This window comes from Pectobacterium polaris (assembly GCF_002307355.1).
Classification (GTDB): Bacteria; Pseudomonadota; Gammaproteobacteria; order Enterobacterales; family Enterobacteriaceae; genus Pectobacterium; species Pectobacterium polare.
Genome location: NZ_CP017481.1, coordinates 4,624,519 through 4,641,436, shown reverse-complemented (window position 1 = coordinate 4,641,436; position 16,918 = coordinate 4,624,519). Strand labels below are relative to the sequence as shown.

Below are 16,918 nucleotides of genomic sequence, written 5' to 3'. Positions count from 1 at the left end.
AGAGCGGATTCGATAGGTAACGAGATGATTTCTTTGAAACGATGGCGTTTATTTCCGCGTTCCCTGCGGCAATTAGTAATTATGGCGTTCTTGCTGGTGTTGCTGCCGCTGTTGGTGCTGGCCTATCAGGCTTATCAAAGCCTGAACATGCTGAGCGAACAGGCTGCGGATATTAACCGGACAACGCTGACGGATGCCCGCCGCAGCGAGGCAATGACCAGCGTCGCGCTGGCGATGGAGCGTAGCTACCGGCAATACTGCGTATTGGACGATCAGACGCTGGCGACGCTCTATCAGAACCAGCGTAAACAGTATTTGCAAATGCTGGATTCTCACGCGCAGGTCCTGCCCGATCCCCGTTATTACCAGACGCTACGTCAACTCCTGACTCAGCTCGGCGAAATACGCTGCCATAACAGCGGCCCAGAGCAAACGGCATCCAGCCTGCTGGAAGGATTCTCCCGCGCTAACGGACAGATGGTGCAGGTGACGCGTGACGTCGTTTTCTCCCGCGGGCAACAACTTCAGCAGGCTATTTCCGAACGAGGCCAGTTCTTTGGCTGGCAGGCGTTGCTCTTGTTTCTGGTCAGCGTGCTGCTGGTGGTTCTCTTTACTCGGATGATTATCGGCCCCGTTAATGGCGTCGAGCGAATGATTAACCGCCTTGGAGAAGGGCGCTCGCTGGGTAACACCAGCACCTTTAAAGGGCCGCGTGAGATTCGGACACTGGCGCAGCGCATTATCTGGCTGAGCGAGCGTCTGTCCTGGCTCGAATCACAGCGACATGAGTTTTTACGGCATATCTCCCATGAACTGAAAACACCGCTGGCTAGTCTGCGTGAAGGCACCGAATTGCTGGCCGATGAGGTGGTTGGTCCGCTGACTACCGATCAAAAAGAAGTCGTCGCTATTCTTGATAGCAGCAGTCGCCACCTGCTACAGCTGATCGATCAACTGCTGGACTACAATCGCAAGCTGGCGGATACGCCGACCGAACTGGAGCGAGTGGAAATCGAAGAAATCGTCGATATTGTCGTGGCCTCTCACAGTTTGCCTGCCCGCGCCAAAATGATTCATACCGATGTGACGCTAGCCGTTGAGCACTGTTGGGCGGAGACGACGTTATTGATGCGAGTGATCGACAATCTCTATTCCAATGCGGTGCACTACGGTAAGGAATCCGGTAACATTTGGATTTATAGCCGTCAGATTGGCAATCGCGTTCAGATTGATGTCGCCAACAGTGGTACGCCCATTCCCGATGCAGAGCGGAGCATGATTTTTGAGCCCTTTTATCAGGGCAGCCATCAGCGCCGTGGTGCAGTCAAAGGAAGCGGGTTGGGGTTGAGCATCGCGCGTGATTGCATTCGTCGTATGCGTGGTGAGCTTAGCCTAATTACCGTGGACTATGCTGATGTGTGTTTCCGCATCGAGCTGCCCTTATTGTCCGATAACGAATAGTCCGAGAATGAATAGATAATGAATGTAGGATTTATGAAGGGATGGCTGGCGAGTAGAAGATTTTCCCGTCTGTTGAAAGTGGTGGCGATGTCGTCACCGCTCGTTTTGGCTGCGTGTAATAGCCATGTAATCAGCGGCACGGCGTTGCTGGAGACGGAGGCGACACCGCCGAAAGAGCAGGTTGCCGATTTCCGTATCGCGCAATGTGAGCATCTGTGGCAGATAGACGATCGTGAATCTATGAACAACGCGCTGTACTGGCTGCGGGCGATGGACTGTGCCGGGCGTTTGACACAGTTCCAGGCCCGTGAGGAAGCCGGGCAGGTTGCGGGTGATAGCTGGGATAGCGTGTTTAAGCAGGGCATCCTGCTGGATAATGCTGGCATTACTCAGGCTGAACGCCGTCAGGTGCTGGAACAGATCAATTTATATCGTCTGGCTTTCCCGGCGGCACTGCGCCCGCTGATGCAAACCTGGCGTGACAGACAAACGTTGTTCTTGGCGCTGTCGGATGAGCGTCTGCGCTATAAGCGTTTGCAGGAATCCAGCGACAAACAGCTAGACACCTTGCGTGTACAGCAAAGTCATCTGCAATATCAGTTAGAAACAACCACGCAGAAACTGGAAAATCTGACGGATATTGAGCGCCAACTGTCGTCTCGTAAGCAGCTATCGGGGGAAATGCCGGATAACGACGGCGATCGTCGTGGTAGTTCTGGTGCGAATAGCGGTAGTGCAAATAAAGACGGTTCGCGCAATTTGGCAACGAAATCCAGAAATGAGCCAGTTGATGCGGATGACACCTATACGCCGCCGATGGAATCACATACGGACAACGCGACGACGAAGAAGGAGTCAACAAGACAATGACAGCCCGAAAAACGGCGAGTTTGTTGCTCGTGGATGATGACCCCAGCCTGCTGAAACTGTTGGGTATGCGGCTGACCAGCGAAGGATTTAGCGTGATGACGGCGGAGAGCGGCCAAGAGGCGCTGCGGCTGTTAACGCGCGAGACGTTCGATCTGGTGATCAGCGATCTTCGTATGGATGAAATGGATGGCATGGCGTTGTTTGCCGAAATTCAGCGCTATCAGCCGGGGATGCCGGTGATCATTTTAACCGCTCACGGTTCCATTCCCGATGCGGTCGCGGCTACACAGCAGGGCGTATTCAGCTTCCTGACGAAGCCCGTTGACCGTGATGCGCTCTACAAAGCGATAGACGAAGCACTGGCATTGTCCGCCCCAGCGGGTGATGAAAGCTGGCGTGAAACTATCGTGACGCGCAGTCCGATTATGCTGCGTCTGCTAGAGCAGGCCAGAATGGTCGCGCAGTCGGACGTCAGCGTGCTAATTAACGGTCAGAGCGGCACCGGGAAAGAGGTGCTGGCTCAGGCGATTCATGCGGCAAGCCCACGTGCGAAGAAAGCCTTCATTGCGATTAACTGCGGTGCGCTGCCGGAGCCATTGCTGGAATCGGAGCTGTTCGGCCATGCGAAAGGGGCCTTTACCGGTGCGGTTAGCAGCCGTGAAGGGCTTTTTCAGGCGGCGGAAGGCGGCACGCTGTTTTTAGATGAAATCGGCGATATGCCGCTGTCCTTACAGGTTAAGTTGCTTCGTGTTTTGCAGGAGCGAAAAGTCCGCCCGCTGGGTAGCAACCGCGATTTGGACATTGACGTGCGGATTATTTCCGCCACGCACCGTGATTTGCCGAAGGCGATGGAGAAGAACGAATTCCGCGAAGATCTCTATTATCGACTCAACGTGGTGAATATGAAGCTGCCAGCGCTGCATGAACGTGCTGAAGATATCCCGATGCTGGCAAACCATCTGCTGCGTGAATCTGCTAATCGTCACAAGCCTTTTGTGCGCACCTTTTCAACCGATGCGATGAAGCGCTTGATGACGGCAAGCTGGCCGGGTAACGTGCGTCAACTGGTGAATGTCATCGAACAGTGTGTGGCACTGACCAGCGCACCGGTGATCAGCGATGCGCTGGTTGAACAAGCGCTGGAAGGTGAAAATACCGCCCTGCCAACGTTTGTTGAAGCACGACATCAGTTTGAGCTTAATTACCTGCGAAAATTATTACAGATCGCAAAAGGTAACGTGACGCAGGCTGCGCGAATGGCCGGGCGTAACCGAACGGAATTTTATAAACTGTTGGGCCGCCACGAGCTGGATGCCAACGATTTTAAAGACTAGCGCTGAGAGTGCCGTGCGGGTGTAGATTGTCCGCCTGAGTTCTGACATGCTGTTCACTTGCTGATGCTCGGCTTTGGCCGCAACATAGATAACACAAAGGTTCCTCCATGAAGAAAATTGATGCGATTATTAAGCCGTTCAAACTGGACGATGTGCGTGAAGCGTTAGCTGAAGTGGGCATCACAGGGATGACGGTAACAGAAGTTAAAGGCTTTGGTCGTCAGAAAGGCCACACAGAGCTGTATCGTGGTGCAGAATACATGGTCGATTTTCTGCCAAAAGTAAAAATCGAAATTGTCGTGTCAGATGACATCGTCGATACCTGCGTAGAAACCATCACGCAGACCGCGCAGACGGGTAAAATCGGCGACGGTAAAATTTTCGTCTTTGATGTGGCGCGCGTTGTCCGTATTCGTACCGGTGAAGAAGACGAAGAAGCGATTTAATCTTTTCGCTTCCCCGCTAATACCGCTTAGAAGCCAGCCTTTATCAATCAGGCTGGCTTCGTCACATTTACTTCTACTCTACTTCCCTTTAGGCGCGGTAGGAACCCAACCCGCTAACACTTTGTCTGCGGTGTATTCTGCTGCTTCCGCGTCGCTTAACTGACGGCGCTGATCGTTTTTCTCTGCTCCTTTACCGCTGGATTTATACTCGAAAAAGCGTGAGTCCTGCGGATGGAACCAGATTTTCTCGCCTTGTTTATCTTTGCCTGACATTTTGTCCCAGCCATAAATGTGGTCATCCATGGTGGTGTTCAGGAAGACGGTCTGGCCGATCGCGTTAGGATCGGCATAGCGCCCATCGTCAAAGGTGGTCGTTGGGTGCCACGGGCGACCCAGGCCATAGCTGTTCGCTGGGACGTCTTGTTCTTTCGTCACCCGGCTATTGATAATGACCAAACCATATTTTTGTTTAATGTCGGTGCTGGGCGCGGTGAGATAGCCAATCGGCTGATCTTTCACGTCGGTACGGTTACGCGCGACAATATCGCAGTCGTCAAACAGCGCAGTACCGTTACCAAAGATGAAATCAACGGTGCCGCTGATTCGGCATTGTGAGAAGAAGCTGCGTCCCCCTTTCACATAGAGCGTGTCCTGATAGCCCGTCAGGCTGACATCATGGAACCACGCCCGATCGCTATTTTCAGCAACCAGCAGCGCAACGGCCTGTGAGTCTTTTAATTTGGTGTGATCGTCGTTGGCTTTAGCCTGATTGGCCGGATAATCAAAACCATTGTTGATGGTCAGTGAACGAGCGCTGAAATCGGGCGCATCGACTTTCACCGTGTTACTGCCATAGGTTCCCCACTTGCTGCCATCGGGTTTGAGCATCCCAGCGGCGGTGGTCGCGGTGATCACGGTGCCGTCACGGCTTTCGCCCTGTAAGTGAATGTTGGGGCGCGTAATCGTCAGGCGTTCGTGGTACACGCCATTTTTCACATAGATAACAAACGGCGAGCTGTCCGCCGGGGCGCTGGCGATAGCTTCAGAGATGGTTTTGTAGGCTTTGGCGTCCCCTGCGTTGCTGGAAACCAGCGCATTGTAGTCGGCAGCCTGCGCTAGCGCCCAGGGTGAGGAAATCAACATGGCTAAGGTCAGCGTTTTGCAGAGGTGTGAGGCGTTTATCATGTCCAGAGTCCTGTAATCGGTAAGGGAAAGGTATATAACGCGCGGCGGTGTAACGCCGCGCGCGGTTCTGTCTTATTGTTTTGCCTGACTGATAACTACTTGTGCTTGCTGACCGTTTTTTCCGCCAGCGACGCTAAAGCGGGTTCCTGCCGAATGGCGTCAGCGACAATCCCTGCCACAGCGATAGCGCCTTTTTTCTGAAAATGGGTGGTATCCGGTTTGCTCAGGCTACCCGCCTGATCGCGATAGTAAGGATATTGCTTAGGATCGATCACCAGCCAGTATTGTTTCCAATGGTCGCTGTTGCCCTGATTCGCCAGCGCGATAGTGGCGGGTTCAACGTCCAGTAAAATCACCTTGTTATCGGCAGCTGTATTCTTGATGGTCTGGCTGTAATCGCCGATGAAAGCATAACCATTTTCTGAATTTTGCTTGGTGAAGTGGCTGTGTACCGCAGGCGTGCCATTTTTCCCGTCAGCCGTTTTTACTCGGGTGGTAGGGGTCAGCAGAACTGGTGTGAGTTTGTGCTGGCGGGCGAAAGTGATGTAGCGCTCCAGCGATGTCTGGAATGACATATCGGCTTTCCCCTGCGGTGCCTGCTTTTTCCCTGCCGCATCGTTCGGGTAAGTACAAAGGTTAGCAACATCCGCTGGGCCACGCACCGCTTTTGCACTGTTGCAATTTTGATCGTTGTGCCCCATTTGAATAAACAGGAAATCACCCTCTTTCATCAGCGGCTGCATCTGGCGGAACCAGCCTTCGTAGAAATAGTCGCGTGAGCTACGGCCTGCACGTGTGCCATTTACCACTTTTACGCCGCTATTTTTACTGAACTGTTGTTCAAAAACCTGACCCCATCCCATGCGCGGGAAGCGCATTTTTTCATAGGTTGCCGCGGTTGAGTCGCCGACCATGAAAATGCGGGTTTGCGCTTTCTGGATCGCGTCCAGACTCTGGCGGGCAGAACGGTAATCCAGCGGTTCATAATCGCCTTTATTATTCAGGCCAACAATGGGATGGAATGCACTGTCGGTCAGTACCGTATGGCCGGAATAGCCGGTGTCGTTGTGATAATTGCGGTTATGGTTAATGACGTTGACGATTTTGGTGACTGCATCCTGCTGGGTTGCGGGGTAAGTCAGAGGATCGAAACGCTTGGGCGCACTGACGCCTACCTGTTTTAGCGCGTCATTAAAGCCTGCATGAAAATCGGCGTAGGCTTTTTTCCATGCTGCGGCGTCCAGTTTCGGTGATGCCGTGTCGTCCGTTAGCTGCTGTGGACCAATGTAGCCTGCTGCTACCGCAATATCTGAGGTAATACGGTCAGTCAGCGGGTTGATATTGGCAATATTCTCTTTGCCGTCATGCAATGACGGAGCGACAGCGGACAGGCAGATTGCACGGGAAATATTATTCAGCAGGCAGTTATTGCCGCCAGATTCGATGGCTAACAGACGTAGCGGCGGTGTGAGGCCAGAGACATCGAGATGATATTTTCCTTGCTCATCGGTCTGTGTCTGCCGCTTCTGACCCTGCTGGTCTCTGATAATGATGGTGGCAGGCAGATGAATATCCCGTGCGGTGACATTACCGGATAAGCCGGTTTTTTCATCCAGCGTTGAACCCGACAGTAAGTTAACGCTGTCCGGCGCGGCAGTCTGGTGTGCCGCAGCGGGCGTTTTAGCGTGTACGAGTGTGAAAGGGGCGGAAAGTATCAGCGCTAAAGCTACACTTTCTGAAAATCGTTTTGCCATGGTCAGACATATCCCTTGTTGGTTAGTCGAAAACGGTTAATGAACACAGGCGTTATCAAAGGAAGGTCGCTGTTTTTTATCGCTCTTGTCACGGCCTTTAGCGAGAACGTCGGGCTTTTATTGTGCACTCAAGCCGATGCCTAAACGAGGTCTCTTTGATGAAATAACTATTCATTAAAAATGAAATGTTATTTTAATAAGGTCTTGTTTTTTGTGACCCACCTCTTTTTTAGCGGAGTGCTGCCGTATTGGCATATAAATTTGTGATCAATAAGGTGTTTTACAGACGGCGGTTTTCTGAAAGATGAAAAAAAGGCCGCAAAAGCGGCCTTTGGGTTTGATCCGTTATCAATGAGGGTTAGACAACTTTATGCGGACCAAAACATTCGTAATGTAGCTGCTCTGCGGGGATACCCATAGCCAGCAACTGCTGTGCGATAAACTGCATGAAAACCACAGGGCCGCACAGGTAATAGTGCATATCCGGCGTGGTTAATTCATCTTTTAACGAGGCCAACTGCATCAGCCCGCTGTGGTGGTAGTCTTCGCCCGGACGATCGGCCTGCTGCGGTTCCCGATACCAGATGTGGTGCTGGAACTGCGGCAGAGACTGTCCCGTTTTACCGATTTCATCCGCAAACGCATGCGCTGTGCCATTTTCTGCTGCATGCAGCCATAGCACCTTCGCCTGATGCTCCTGCTGCTTGAGCGTATGCAACATACCTAACATGGGGGTTTGCCCCACGCCGCCAGAAATCAGGGCAACTGGCGTGGAAGCGGGAATATCAAGGAAGAAATCGCCGTGCGGAGCCGCCAGATGAATGATATCGCCTTCACGCGCGGTATCATGCAGATAGCCGGAAACGGTGCCCTGTGCTTCACGTTTCACCGCAATCCGGTAGGATTTTCCATTTGGCGCGTGAGTCAGAGAGTATTGGCGAATCTCCTGATTGGCAAAACTGTCATGCTTGATATAAACCGCCAGATACTGGCCCGGTTGAAAATCAGCAATAGGCTGTCCGTCGGTGGGTTCCAACGTGAAGCTGGTAATCACCGAGCTTTGCGGCTGCTTGTTCACAATACGGAAAGGTCGCACACCGCTCCAGCCGCCGTTTTGCGCTTCGGTACTGCGGTAGATATCGCCTTCGCGCTGAATGAAGACATTCGCCAGTACGCCATAGGCTTTACCCCAAGCATCCAGTACTTCTTGCCCTGGGCTAAACAGTTCATCCAGCGTTGCCAATAAGTGATTACCCACGATCTGATACTGATCGGCCTGAATGTTAAAGCTGGCATGCTTCTGGGCGATACGCTCAACCGCAGGCAGCAGCGCGGCCAGATTTTCAATATTCGTTGCATAAGCACAGATGGCATTGAACAACGCTTCACGCTGATCGCCATTGCGCTGGTTGCTCATGTTAAAAATATCTTTGAGCTCAGGGTTGTGCGTAAACATGCGATCGTAAAAATGCGCGGTCAGTTTCGGGCCTGTTTCCGCCAGCAGAGGAATGGTTGATTTAACGATTGCGATAGTTTGATTATCCAGCATGGTGACTCCTTATTTATTGGCATGACTTATAAGTTGTATTTTATATGCATCTTATTGGGTTTGTCCGCCGCTGTAAATTACCTTTTTGGTGGTAGGGGTTTTTAGGCGGAGCCAAAGGGAATAACATGAAGAAATAGCAGGTTGAGAATGAAGAAAAATCCGTTTACCACTGCGCAGCAGATAGTTGCTGAAGCCTTGTGCTGCCTGTAGCTAATCGTTTGCGTAAAAACCTCTGTCAAGACCTATCTTCATTAGGGAAAAACGGTTTACACTATACGCCATTCCCCAAAAGGGTAGCCCAATTCCCAAATGGGCCATTAATTCCCAGTATATTTATGTTAGCTGAGTCAGGAGATCCGGATGTTAAAGCGTGAAATGAACATTGCCGATTATGATGCCGACCTGTGGCAAGCAATGGAGCAAGAAGTGGTGCGTCAGGAAGAGCACATTGAACTGATTGCGTCAGAAAACTACACCAGCCCACGCGTTATGCAGGCTCAAGGGTCTCAGCTGACGAACAAGTATGCTGAAGGTTATCCGGGCAAGCGTTACTACGGCGGCTGTGAGTACGTTGACATTGTTGAGCAGTTGGCGATCGATCGCGCGAAAGCACTGTTCGGTGCAGATTATGCCAACGTGCAGCCACACTCCGGCTCTCAGGCTAACTTTGCCGTTTACACCGCGCTGCTGCAGCCGGGCGACACCATTCTGGGTATGAACCTGGCGCACGGTGGTCACCTGACGCACGGTTCTCCGGTTAACCTGTCAGGTAAACTGTATAACGTCATTCCTTACGGCATCGACGAAAGCGGCAAGATTGATTACGACGAAATGGCTGAACTGGCGCGTACGCACAAGCCAAAAATGATCGTCGGCGGTTTCTCTGCTTACTCTGGCGTTGTTGACTGGGCGAAGATGCGCGAAATTGCTGACAGCATCGGTGCTTACCTGTTTGTTGATATGGCGCACGTTGCTGGTCTGATCGCTGCTGATGTTTACCCTAACCCGGTTCCTCATGCTCACATCGTGACTACCACCACGCACAAAACGCTGGCTGGCCCACGCGGTGGCCTGATTCTGGCGAAAGGCGGCGACGAAGAGCTGTACAAAAAACTGAACTCTGCGGTATTCCCTGGCGGTCAGGGCGGCCCGTTGATGCACGTTATCGCCGGTAAAGCGGTGGCGCTGAAAGAAGCGATGGAGCCTGAATTCAAGGTTTACCAGCAGCAGGTTGCGAAAAACGCTAAAGCAATGGTTGAAGTCTTCCTGTCACGTGGTTTCAACGTCGTTTCTGGTGGAACCAGCAACCACCTGTTCCTGCTGGATCTGGTGAGCAAAAACCTGACTGGTAAAGAAGCTGATGCTGCGCTGGGCCGTGCAAACATCACCGTGAACAAAAACAGCGTGCCTAATGATCCGAAGAGCCCGTTTGTGACTTCCGGTATCCGTATCGGTACGCCAGCGGCAACTCGTCGCGGCTTTAAAGAAGCGGAAGTGCGTGAACTGGCTGGCTGGATCTGTGATGTGTTGGACAACATCAACGACGAAGCGACCATTGAGCGCGTGAAACAGAAAGTTCTGGAGATCTGCGCCCGCTTCCCGGTTTACGCATAATTCGGCATTTTCTCTGACATCACTGTCGGAACACGTCCTAAACGCCAGCCTGAGTGCTGGCGTTTTTTATGGCGGCCATCCGGCCGCCACCCTTCGGGTCGTCGCAAGCGACGTTGAAAAACGTTCCTCACGTTTTTTTATGGCGTGCCATCTCTGGTCGCCACTCTGCGGGCCGATACTTCCGTTCACGTTTAATGGTGAATAACGCGTTGCGCGACCGCATGCACTCTGACACAGTAACTGGCAAAAAAGAGTAGCCAGCAAAAAAGTGCTGAAGCTAGGAGAGTTGGTCATCGAAAGGGAGGAATCATGGTTTTGCAATCGACGCGCTGGTTAGCGCTGAGCTATTTCACCTACTTTTTTTGCTATGGCGTTTTCCTGCCGTTTTGGGGCGGGTGGCTGAAAGGTGAGGGGCTGTCCGCTGAGTCGATCGGCATGCTGCTGGGCGCGGGGCTCGTGGCGCGCTTCGTCGGCAGTCTGGTCATCACGCCCAGCGTGAAAGATCCGTCCAAATTGATTACGGTGCTACGTGGGTTGGCGTTGCTGTCATTGGCGCTGGCTGTTGGTTTCTGGCTGGGGAATGCCTGGCTGTGGCTGATGATAGTGATGATCGGGTTTAACCTGTTTTTTGCACCGCTGGTGCCACTGACGGATGCATTAGCGGCGACGTGGCAGCGACAGGTCGTGATGGATTACGGCAAGGTACGCGTCTGGGGTTCGATCGCGTTTGTTATCGCTTCTGCCGCAACGGGTGAATTGGTCGCTATCTGGGGACACCCCGCGATTCTGGCAATCCTCAGCGCGGGGCTGGTTGTGATGCTGTTAGGCATGCTGCTTCGCCCCAGCGTGATGCCGCAAGCGGCAACGTCGACAGCGCAGTCGGTTAGCGTCACGCCGTGGAAACGATTGCTGACCGAACCTGCGGTATGGCGCTTCCTGCTTTGCGTGTCGCTGCTGCAAGGCGCACACGCGGCGTACTATGGTTTCAGCGTCATTTATTGGCAGGATTCGGGCTATTCCGCCTCGATTATCGGCTATCTCTGGTCATTGGGCGTGGTCGCGGAGATTGTCATTTTTACCTTCAGCCAACGGCTGTTCCGACGTTGGAGCGCCAGGCAACTTTTGCTGCTCTCTGCCGTATGCGGCGTGGTGCGCTGGGGCTTGATGGGCGCGACGGTGGCTCTGCCGTGGCTGATTGTGATACAGATATTGCACTGTGGAACCTTCACCGTCTGCCATCTGGCTGCCATGCGTTTTATCGCGGCACGCAGCGATGGGGACGTATTGCGGTTACAGGCGGTGTATTCCGCGCTGGCAATGGGCGGGAGTATCGCGGTGATGACGATGGTGTCCGGTTTCCTGTTTGAACATCTACAGGGCGGTACGTTCTGGGTGATGGCGCTGTTGGCAGTTCCGGCTCTGTTTATCCGGCCTTCCGTCAGTCACCATGCTGTGGTCGGAAAGGCGTAAGCAATGGCACGCATTGTCAATATAACGTAGTGTGGTAAAAATAATGTTACATTATAACGCTTTGAAACGGTGGTGCGGACGGATAACGTTGCTGATAACAGGTCTGGCATTCGGCCAGCCCGTTTTCGCTCACCCACACAGTTTTATTGATATGCAGACGACAGTTGAGAGCCAGAACGACAACATCACCGGTTTACGTATGCTGTGGACGATGGATCCCATCACGTCTGCCGACCTGTTGTATGACGCAGGGAAAGCGAAGAAGGATTCTGAAGTCTGGAAAAAGCTGGCAGCGGAAGTGATGGCGAATGTATTAGGGCAGCACTATTTCACCGATATTTATCGTGATGGTCAGCCCGTGAAATATGCGCCGATGCCAACCGAATATCACCTTTCCCGCAAAGGCAATCAGGCGGTATTGGAGTTTGTGCTGCCGCTGGCACATCCACAGCCGCTGGTCGGCAAGCCTTTGCTGATTTCTACTTACGATCCTACCTACTTTGTCGATATGTCCTACCAGAACGACAAGGCCGTTAAACTGGCACCTGCGCTGGCTTCACGTTGTAAAACCTCGCTCGTCACGCCGGAACCCAATACTGAACTGCAATCTTATGCGCTATCGCTGGATAAGAACGATGCGCCGGATGAAGACATGGAGCTAGGGAAACAGTTTGCACAGCGGGTGACGTTACAATGTCAGTGAACCTCGGCTCACTGCAGCGTCAGCGCTCGTTGTTGAGTCGGCTGTACGATCTGTGGCCGCTGTGGCTGTTCTTGGCGTTGCTGGCCTCGGCGTTGCATTACATCGTGGGGTACTGGCCGCAAATCGTGCTGCAAAGCGCGATCTGGCAGAAATCGCTGCATCAGCAGATGTCGCACCTGTTGCAGATGGTAGAACAGCAACCGCATCAGGCGGGGCTGAGTCTGATGATGTTCAGTCTGGTCTATGGCGTGCTTCATGCCGTCGGGCCGGGGCACGGTAAAGTCGTCATCATGACCTATCTGGCGACGCACCCGTCGAAGCTGAAAAGCAGCCTGAAGTTGACGCTTGCCGCGTCGTTGGTTCAGGGTCTGATGGCGGTAGCGTTGGTGACCGTGGTATTAGGAATCTTGCAACTGTCGAGCCGAACGCTGCATAGCAGCAGCTTCTGGATGGAAAAGGGGAGCTTTGTGCTGGTAGCGGGGCTGGGGCTACTGCTCTGTTTCCGCGCGTTGAAACAGCTGTATATCGCCCTTGTGCGGCAGCCTAAGCCCGCGACGATTTTGCGCGTGACGCCTTTGCACGTAACGACTTCTCACGTCACCCAATTTAACGTACCAACCGATGGACGCATGGTGCTTCGTCCGACGCCTGCGCTTTTTTCTCCTCATCAGCACGATGCCGACTGCGGCTGCGGGCACCGCCATCTCCCGAGCAATGAAGAACTTGAGCGCGATAGTAGCTGGCGTACGCGCTTGATGATTGTGCTGGCAATGGGTATGCGCCCGTGTTCCGGCGCTATTCTGGTGCTGCTTTTCTCTAAAGTGATCGGCGTGTATTGGTGGGGCGTCGCCTCTGCGCTGGTAATGGCTGCTGGAACGGCGATCACGATCTCGGCGCTGGCCGTGTTGGTTTTTTACTGCCGTCGCGTGGTTGAGCGCTTAGGTGCAAACCGTGCCTCGCCCGTGTGGCAGCGTGCGACGTTTTCTCTTCTAGCTTTTGCCGGCGGGCTGATTTTAGTTGGCTCCGGCGTCCTGCTTTACCTCAGTGCACAGCCCGCGATGATGGGCGGCATTCGGCCATTCTCCGGCTAATTTTACCTTTTATTAGCGCTGCGCTAAAAACCCATTGCTTCGGATAATCACGGCAGGATATCATTTCAATAATGATAACTATTATCATTTATAACCATAATCGCAGAAGGGAATAATAATGAAGAAATGGCTGTTTTCAGTCGTTGCTCTGTTGGGGCTGAGTGTGAGCGTTGCCGCCAGCGCTAACCCGATTGTTATTGAAGACGTTAGTGGCAGGAAAGTAGAAATCAAATCCGAAGTGAAGCGGATTATCTTAGGGGAAGGTCGACAGATTTATCTGCTGGCTGCCTTTGATACCGAGGCACCGTTCCAGCGCGTCGTTGGCTGGCGCGACGATCTGCCGAAAGCCGATTATGACGGCTATATGGCTTATGAAAAGCAATACCCGGAAATCAAAAAGCTGCCGACCTTTGGCGGAGCGAAAGACGGCACCTTCAACGTCGAGCAGGCATTGACGCTGAAGCCGGATTTGGTACTGATGAATCTGGAGTCAAAAGCGGCGACGGATGAAGGCAAACTGATCGAGAAACTCAGTTCGCTGGGGATTCCGGTGGTGTTCATCGATTTCCGCGAGAAGCCGTTTGAGAATGCAGAAAAAAGCATTCACATCATGGGCCAGCTGGTTGGCAAACCACAGCGTGCGGAAGAGATTATTAAATTCCGTCGTGAGCAGATTGAGCTCGTCACCGATCGGTTGAAGAACTATCAGGGGCCACGCCCGAAAGTGATGATCGACCGTGCAGGCGGCTATGACGAAGAGTGCTGCATGTCATTTGGTGATGAGAACTTTGGCCGTATGGTTGAGGCCGCTGGCGGTGACAACATTGCCAAAAACATTATCCCCGGCACGTTTGGTACGCTGAACCCAGAGCAAATTATCAGTTCTCGCCCGGATGTGGTGGTGGTGACCGGAGCTAACTGGAAAAACTACAACACGGCGAATGGCTGGGTTGGCGTTGGACCAGGAGCCGATCAGAAAGAAGCGCTGCAACGCCTGCAAAAACTGATGGAACGCTCAGCATTCAAAACGCTGCCGGTAGCAACTGATGGCAACGCCCATGCAATCTGGCATCAGTTCTATGATAGCCCGTATCAGTTTGTGGCGATCCAGGTATTAGCAAAATGGATGCACCCGGAACTGTTTAAGGATATCGATCCTGATGCAACGTTCCGTACCTTCCACGAGAAGTTCCTGCCGCTGACATATCAGCCAGGCTACTGGGTTACTCTGCCAGCGAAGAAATAACGCCGTCAGGCAGTAAGCCAGATGATGCAGTAAACCAGATAATAGAAAAGCACTGAACCTCATCGGTCAGTGCTTTTTTTTGTGCTTTTTCACCGATTTTATCGTCTATCAACCGCAGCGCTGGCGATGTTCATGTCACCACATTTTTTATCCTGCCGGAAAATAAAGTAAACGTTTTCTTTCCAGTTTTCCCCATTGCCGGATCGTTAGATGTTTGTGACGATCAATTATCTTATTTTGATAGCTAGTAACTATCGTTTTGGGATTATTAAGTGATTTTAATGATCGATGCTATCAAGCTGTCTGCTTCTGTGGCGATAATTGAACGTGGTAAAGGTATGTCTGACTTTTACGCAAAACGCCACGTAGGGAGGGAAATTCGGTTTATTTGACATACCGGAATCAGGAAAAAAATACGGTATAAAAATTCAAAAAAAATGGAGCGGTTATGAATATCACGCAACGCCTGCTGTTGACGTTTTCGCTAATGTCGCTGGCGCTTATTTCATTAGTTATTGTTACTTTATCATTGTTATCAGGGTTCCAATCTCGTTTTGAATATGTTCAGGATAATGCGATTCCGAGCATTAAAGATTTAAATAGTTTGGTGGATAAAAGCAATTCGCTGGTGCTTTTTTTGTATCGTCATCAGACCACGGATGACGATCGCAAGCTGCCCGCGATTGAGCAGGATATTAATAGAACCATCGAGGAAATAAAGACGCTCAATGAGTATTACCTGATCAATGATGCCTCCAGTGAGGAGGATCGCCAACTGACCCATACGGCGATTGATCTGACCAAAAAATTACAGGTATCGCTACCTGTTTTTCTTAACGCATCAAAGTCGAACCAAAACGAGATCGCGCTTGGCCTGTTGCAAGGAGCAAACGGACCTGGAGAAGCGGTACGTGAGTTACTCGCCAATTACCGTAAGCAATTCGATCTGAATGTTGAAATGGGCGACGAACTGCGTCAGCTGAATAAACGGATTTATGACCAAACGTGGTTTGGCCTGTTGTCTGGTACGTTATTGATCGTGTTGTTGATCGGCTTTTTCGCGGTGAGAACCATTCTGGGCATTAGAAAAAGTTTGAATAACATGAGTCAAACGATGGAAAGCGTTAGCACCCATCTCGACCTGACGATTCAAGCGGACGAGCGACGCAAGGATGAAGTGGGAAATACCGCCCGTGCCTTTAACAGCCTGATGCAGCGGGTATCCTCAGCGCTGGCTTCGGTGAGTGCTTCATCGCAATCGGTGAGCAGCGCGGCGACGCAGATTGCGGCGGGGAATGAAGATCTGTCATCCCGCACCGAGGAACAGGCTGCTTCGCTGGAACAAACGGCGGCCAGTATGACGGAAATCAGTGAGACGGTGCGCCAGAACGCGGAGAACACGCAACAGGCGAGCCTGCTGGCGGGGAATGCCAGCAAGATCTCCATCAATAGCGCGGATTCCGTCAACACGATGCTGAATACGATGGAACACATTCGCACCAGCTCAGGCAAGATCACCGACATCATTGCGCTTATTGAAGGTATTGCGTTTCAGACTAATATCCTCGCCCTGAATGCGGCGGTAGAAGCTGCGCGTGCCGGCGAGCAGGGGCGTGGTTTTGCGGTGGTGGCGGGAGAAGTGCGTACGCTGGCACAGCGGTCGTCTACCGCGGCGCGCGAAATCAAGGATCTGATTGATGCCTCAAACTCGCTGGTGTCGGCGGGCGTCGATCAAGCCAGCGATGTAGGGAAAAACATGTCGGCGATGAAGGATGCGATCCAGCAGGTAACGGATTTAGTCAATGAAATCGCGGCGGCGACCGAGGAACAAACCCAGGGGATCAGCCAGGTGCATCAGGCGGTTAACCAGATGGATGATGTGACTCAGCAAAACGCCTCATTAGTGGAAGAGGCGTCTGCGGCGTCGCAGTCGTTGCAGGAACAGGCAAGTACGTTGAGCCAGCTGGTGGGGCAGTTCATTGTGGGGCAGGTTACCCCTCTGGCGCTGGCCTCCGCTTCTGCATCCGCGCTACCTGGAATATCCGCGCCGCGTCTTTCTCCCGTAAGGAAAAAAGCTGTTATTGCTTCGGATGAAGCAGACTGGCAGCGTTTCTAATCTATCGCGCCGTATGCTGCGCAGTAAGGCGGTATGCGGCTATAGGTTCGATTGACCAGTGCGAAAGCCAAGGGAGATG

At 52.4% G+C, this 16,918-nt stretch carries 13 protein-coding genes; 10 read left to right on the top strand and 3 right to left on the bottom strand.

Annotated features, from left to right (window positions below; genetic code table 11):
• Nucleotides 1-24: 24 nt before the first annotated feature.
• The 4 genes from BJJ97_RS20955 (at nt 25) to glnB (ending at nt 4,111) form a co-directional block, all read left to right on the top strand.
• Nucleotides 25-1,461, top strand: a complete 1,437-nt coding sequence (locus tag BJJ97_RS20955) for a sensor histidine kinase (RefSeq protein WP_095995221.1) — start codon at nt 25-27, stop codon at nt 1,459-1,461.
• 18 nt (nt 1,462-1,479) lie between these two features.
• A complete protein-coding gene (gene qseG / locus BJJ97_RS20950; protein WP_095995220.1) occupies nt 1,480-2,331 on the top strand; it encodes a two-component system QseEF-associated lipoprotein QseG in 852 nt (283 codons plus the stop codon).
• Entirely contained in the window at nt 2,328-3,665 is a 1,338-nt protein-coding gene (glrR, locus tag BJJ97_RS20945; protein WP_010280116.1) for a two-component system response regulator GlrR, read from the top strand. The genes qseG and glrR overlap by 4 nt, the downstream gene beginning before the upstream one ends.
• Before the next feature lie 107 nt (nt 3,666-3,772).
• Nucleotides 3,773-4,111: a nitrogen regulatory protein P-II gene (glnB, locus tag BJJ97_RS20940; RefSeq protein WP_005970202.1), complete on the top strand. Its 339-nt coding sequence runs from the start codon at nt 3,773-3,775 to the stop codon at nt 4,109-4,111.
• Nucleotides 4,112-4,189: 78 nt separating this feature from the next.
• On the opposite strand, the gene pemA is transcribed toward glnB, so the two are convergent.
• The 3 genes from pemA to hmpA form a co-directional block, all read right to left on the bottom strand.
• On the bottom strand, nt 4,190-5,296 hold the full coding sequence (gene pemA / locus BJJ97_RS20935) for a pectinesterase PemA (RefSeq protein ID WP_095995219.1): 1,107 nt from the start codon (nt 5,294-5,296) through the stop codon (nt 4,190-4,192).
• A 95-nt stretch (nt 5,297-5,391) separates the two neighbouring features.
• Nucleotides 5,392-7,050, bottom strand: coding sequence for a pectin acetylesterase PaeY (gene paeY / locus BJJ97_RS20930; protein WP_095995218.1), 1,659 nt, complete (start codon nt 7,048-7,050; stop codon nt 5,392-5,394).
• 358 nt (nt 7,051-7,408) lie between these two features.
• Nucleotides 7,409-8,599, bottom strand: a complete 1,191-nt coding sequence (gene hmpA, locus BJJ97_RS20925; RefSeq protein ID WP_095995217.1) for an NO-inducible flavohemoprotein — start codon at nt 8,597-8,599, stop codon at nt 7,409-7,411.
• A gap of 360 nt (nt 8,600-8,959) precedes the next feature.
• Between hmpA and glyA the strand changes: the two genes are divergently transcribed.
• From glyA to BJJ97_RS20895, 6 genes are all read left to right on the top strand, one after another.
• A complete protein-coding gene (glyA, locus tag BJJ97_RS20920; protein WP_014916229.1) occupies nt 8,960-10,213 on the top strand; it encodes a serine hydroxymethyltransferase in 1,254 nt (417 codons plus the stop codon).
• A gap of 309 nt (nt 10,214-10,522) precedes the next feature.
• Nucleotides 10,523-11,683, top strand: a complete 1,161-nt coding sequence (locus BJJ97_RS20915) for a 3-phenylpropionate MFS transporter (protein ID WP_095995216.1) — start codon at nt 10,523-10,525, stop codon at nt 11,681-11,683.
• Between the two features lie 43 nt (nt 11,684-11,726).
• Complete coding sequence (locus tag BJJ97_RS20910; RefSeq protein WP_095995215.1) at nt 11,727-12,386, top strand: DUF1007 family protein; 660 nt, start codon at nt 11,727-11,729, stop codon at nt 12,384-12,386.
• Complete coding sequence (locus BJJ97_RS20905; protein WP_095995214.1) at nt 12,377-13,477, top strand: nickel/cobalt transporter; 1,101 nt, start codon at nt 12,377-12,379, stop codon at nt 13,475-13,477. The genes BJJ97_RS20910 and BJJ97_RS20905 overlap by 10 nt, the downstream gene beginning before the upstream one ends.
• Nucleotides 13,478-13,595: 118 nt before the next feature.
• A complete protein-coding gene (locus BJJ97_RS20900) occupies nt 13,596-14,723 on the top strand; it encodes an ABC transporter substrate-binding protein (protein WP_095995213.1) in 1,128 nt (375 codons plus the stop codon).
• 448 nt (nt 14,724-15,171) lie between these two features.
• Complete coding sequence (locus tag BJJ97_RS20895; protein ID WP_095995212.1) at nt 15,172-16,839, top strand: methyl-accepting chemotaxis protein; 1,668 nt, start codon at nt 15,172-15,174, stop codon at nt 16,837-16,839.
• Nucleotides 16,840-16,918: the final 79 nt, after the last annotated feature.

What these genes read in the sequence shown, in the direction of transcription:
- BJJ97_RS20955 (WP_095995221.1), top strand. Translation starts at nt 25, where the DNA reads ATGATTTCTTTGAAACGATGGCGTTTATTTCCGCGTTCCCTGCGGCAA.
- qseG (WP_095995220.1), top strand. Translation starts at nt 1,480, where the DNA reads ATGAATGTAGGATTTATGAAGGGATGGCTGGCGAGTAGAAGATTTTCC.
- glrR (WP_010280116.1), top strand. Translation starts at nt 2,328, where the DNA reads ATGACAGCCCGAAAAACGGCGAGTTTGTTGCTCGTGGATGATGACCCC.
- glnB (WP_005970202.1), top strand. Translation starts at nt 3,773, where the DNA reads ATGAAGAAAATTGATGCGATTATTAAGCCGTTCAAACTGGACGATGTG.
- pemA (WP_095995219.1), bottom strand. Translation starts at nt 5,296, where the DNA reads ATGATAAACGCCTCACACCTCTGCAAAACGCTGACCTTAGCCATGTTG.
- paeY (WP_095995218.1), bottom strand. Translation starts at nt 7,050, where the DNA reads ATGGCAAAACGATTTTCAGAAAGTGTAGCTTTAGCGCTGATACTTTCC.
- hmpA (WP_095995217.1), bottom strand. Translation starts at nt 8,599, where the DNA reads ATGCTGGATAATCAAACTATCGCAATCGTTAAATCAACCATTCCTCTG.
- glyA (WP_014916229.1), top strand. Translation starts at nt 8,960, where the DNA reads ATGTTAAAGCGTGAAATGAACATTGCCGATTATGATGCCGACCTGTGG.
- BJJ97_RS20915 (WP_095995216.1), top strand. Translation starts at nt 10,523, where the DNA reads ATGGTTTTGCAATCGACGCGCTGGTTAGCGCTGAGCTATTTCACCTAC.
- BJJ97_RS20910 (WP_095995215.1), top strand. Translation starts at nt 11,727, where the DNA reads ATGTTACATTATAACGCTTTGAAACGGTGGTGCGGACGGATAACGTTG.
- BJJ97_RS20905 (WP_095995214.1), top strand. Translation starts at nt 12,377, where the DNA reads ATGTCAGTGAACCTCGGCTCACTGCAGCGTCAGCGCTCGTTGTTGAGT.
- BJJ97_RS20900 (WP_095995213.1), top strand. Translation starts at nt 13,596, where the DNA reads ATGAAGAAATGGCTGTTTTCAGTCGTTGCTCTGTTGGGGCTGAGTGTG.
- BJJ97_RS20895 (WP_095995212.1), top strand. Translation starts at nt 15,172, where the DNA reads ATGAATATCACGCAACGCCTGCTGTTGACGTTTTCGCTAATGTCGCTG.